2 protein-coding genes and 1 pseudogene are annotated in these 3,037 nt (G+C 41.1%); all 3 read right to left on the bottom strand.

Features of this window, described 5'->3' with window-relative positions:
- Positions 1-418 precede the first annotated feature (418 nt).
- The gene (nspC, locus tag F6K49_RS38695) at positions 419-1,558 is read right to left on the bottom strand and encodes a carboxynorspermidine decarboxylase (RefSeq protein ID WP_293105770.1); all 1,140 of its coding nucleotides are present in this window, start codon (positions 1,556-1,558) and stop codon (positions 419-421) included.
- 8 nt (positions 1,559-1,566) lie between these two features.
- A complete protein-coding gene (locus F6K49_RS38690; RefSeq protein ID WP_293105773.1) occupies positions 1,567-2,373 on the bottom strand; it encodes a saccharopine dehydrogenase family protein in 807 nt (268 codons plus the stop codon).
- A gap of 3 nt (positions 2,374-2,376) precedes the next feature.
- Positions 2,377-2,766: pseudogene (locus tag F6K49_RS38685) on the bottom strand (saccharopine dehydrogenase NADP-binding domain-containing protein); the annotation flags it as partial.
- Positions 2,767-3,037: the final 271 nt, after the last annotated feature.

Here is a 3,037-nt window from a genome sequence, read left to right as displayed (position 1 = left end):
ATCAGCAACAACACTCAGAATATCATCCATTAGTTTCTAAAACACAACATTCTAATTTTAGAACATTTCTCGATTCGAGTTAACAACTTATTTGAACACCCTGCAAACAAGCAAGCTTGTACAGAACCCATTTGGGATCTAGGGAGCAGGTCAATTTTGTAAGAACACTTGAACTATAAACCTTTGAACTATCGTGTTTTCGGGGCTTCAGTAGCAGTTATCAGTCGTTTTAGTACATTTGTTCTGCGAATTTGACATGCTCCCTCTCATTAGGATTAAAACTGGCTTGATTCATTTGTTTTAGTTACACAAGTTTGCCACAAGTCAAAAAATTGGATAGATAATTTATACCTAGTGATACTTTCAAAAGCGGATTTAGTATAACCCATGATTTGGGTTAGTTCCCATGGCAATTTGCCTAAGATAATCGACTCTTATAATCTTCGTAGCAAAATTCTCTAACCAAGTTAAAAGTACCATCAGTGCGGACAATGCCAATTGCTGGATGTTTGATGCCATTAAACATAGAAGTCTTCACCATCGTATAGTGAATCATATCTTCAAAAACAATTGTGTCACCAATCTGCAAAGGCGTTTCAAAGTAGTAATCTCCCATGCCCATAAAGTCTCCTGCAAGGCAGGTAAGACCCCCCATCCGGTATCTAGGCTCTTGCTGTTGCGGATCTCTTGCACCTCGAATGCGAGGTTTATAAGGCATCTCCAAACAATCAGGCATATGAGCGGTAAATGAGACGTCAAGCATGGCAATAATCAGGTTTGAAGTTTCAATCAGATCAAGAACTGTTGCTCGGAGTACCCCAGTTTCCCATGCCACTGCCGATCCAGGCTCCAGATAAATATGCAAGTGAGGATAACGGGATTTAAAACGGGTCAAAACTTGGATTAGGTGTTCGATATCATAGCTTTTAGAGGTGATCAGATGTCCTCCCCCTAAATTAAGCCACTTGATCTGGGGAAGGTGATGCCCAAACAGGGTTTCAATCTGCTCTAAAGTACGTGCTAAAGCCTGTGAGTCGCTTTCACATAAGTTGTGGCAATGTAACCCTTCAATGCCCTCCGGTAACTTATCACCTAATTTTTCAGCGCGTATTCCTAGACGAGATAAGGGAGACGAGGGATTATAGATCTCCGGTTCCACCGGAGAATACTCTGGATTAATGCGCAGACCCGGTGATACTTGGGTCAAGAGAGTTTTTTCTTTAAATCGCTCCCATTGGCTTAGGGAGTTAAACGAGATATGTGTTGCCCCTTGAATCAGTTCTGGAAATTCTTTTTCCTGGTAGGCAAGCAAGTAAAGGTGGAGCTCTTTACCAAACTCTTCTCGCCCTAGCCTTGCTTCAAACAGAGAGCTAGCAGTAGTACCTTGTAAGTATTGTTTCACAATGGGAAAGGCACTGAACATCGCAAACCCCTTCAAGGCAAGAATGATCGTAATTCCTGCTTTTTTCTGAACCGAGTCAATTAACTCAAGATTCTCAATCAGCTTTTCGGACTCAAGCACATAGCAGGGGGATGGGATTTGGGAATAATCAATCATCTTGCTTGTTAATCCCCAAATTCTTCTGAGTTGTTAATTGACTCATGCCAAGGTAAACCATAGGTTCCTAGCTTTGCCAAAAAAGGATCAGGGTTAAGTTGTTCCACATTAAAGACTCCCTCACCTTGCCATTCGCCAGTTAAGACTAGCATTGCACCAAGCATTGCAGGTACTCCTGTTGTATAAGCAACAGCTTGTGCCCCTACTTCTTGATAAGCTTTTGCATGGTCACAGTTATTGTAGATATAGTAGGTTTTTGGTTTTCCGTCTTTTATTCCTCGAATATGGCAGCCAATAGATGTTTGACCTTCATAGTTTTGACCTAGTGAAGATGGTGCAGGTAGAACAGCTTTGAGGAATTGCAAGGGGACGATTTGATGCCCTTCATACTCAATTGGTTCAATACTAGTTAATCCTACATTCTGGAGAACTTGCAGGTGTGTCAGATAACTTTCACTGAAAGTCATCCAAAAGCGAGCCCGTTTAATGGTGGGAATGTGCTTCACTAGAGACTCAAGCTCTTCATGATACAACAGGTATGACTCCCTCTGGCCAATCTCTGGATAATTGATTGACCGATGCACTGAGAACGGCTCAACCTCTACCCAATTGGAGTTTTCATAGTATTTTCCTTTTTGGGTAATCTCTCTGATATTAATCTCCGGATTAAAATTAGTAGCGAAAGGATGACCGTGATCTCCGGCATTACAATCTACAATATCTAGATAGTGAATCTCATCAAAGTGGTGCTTTAGGGCATAGGCTGTAAATACCCCTGTTACTCCAGGATCGAATCCGCATCCAAGCACAGCCATAATCCCAGCTTGTTTATATCTTTCGTGGTAATCCCACTGCCATTTATACTCAAATTTGGCTTCATCAGGAGGTTCGTAGTTAGCAGTATCGAGATAATTTACTCCTGTTTCTAAGCACGCATCCATAATCGGTAAGTCTTGATACGGTAGAGCTACGTTGATAACTATGTCAGGCTGAAAATCCTTAATGAGTGCCACTATTTCTGCAACGTTATCTGCATCGACTTGGGCTGTTTGTAATGAGGGATGGGCAATAGTAGCGGCAATGTGATCGCATTTTTATTTAGTCCGATTTGCTAGGAGAATCTCCAAGAAAACATCTTGCAACTGGGCGCATTTTTGAGTAACAACATTACCCACTCCACCTGCACCAATAATAATAACTTTGGCCATAACTGCACTATTGTTAGTTAATATAGATATTTATTTTTTAATTCTCAACACTGATCAATAATAACAGATATCGACTTGGGAGCATGTCACTTATGCAGAACATTTGTACGCTTATCTGGGTAATGGGTAATAGGTAATGGGTAATAGGTAATGGGTAATAGGTAATAGGGGGAGCATGTCACTTATGCAGAATATTTGTACATTATCTATAGCCCCCTAATGGGTTTAAGCTTGCTCTCATGGTACATAGTACAAATGTTCGGCAACTTTG

This window comes from Moorena sp. SIO3I6, from assembly GCF_010672095.1.
Note: the sequence above shows the minus strand (reverse complement) of the source record. Positions and strands in the feature narration are given on the sequence as shown.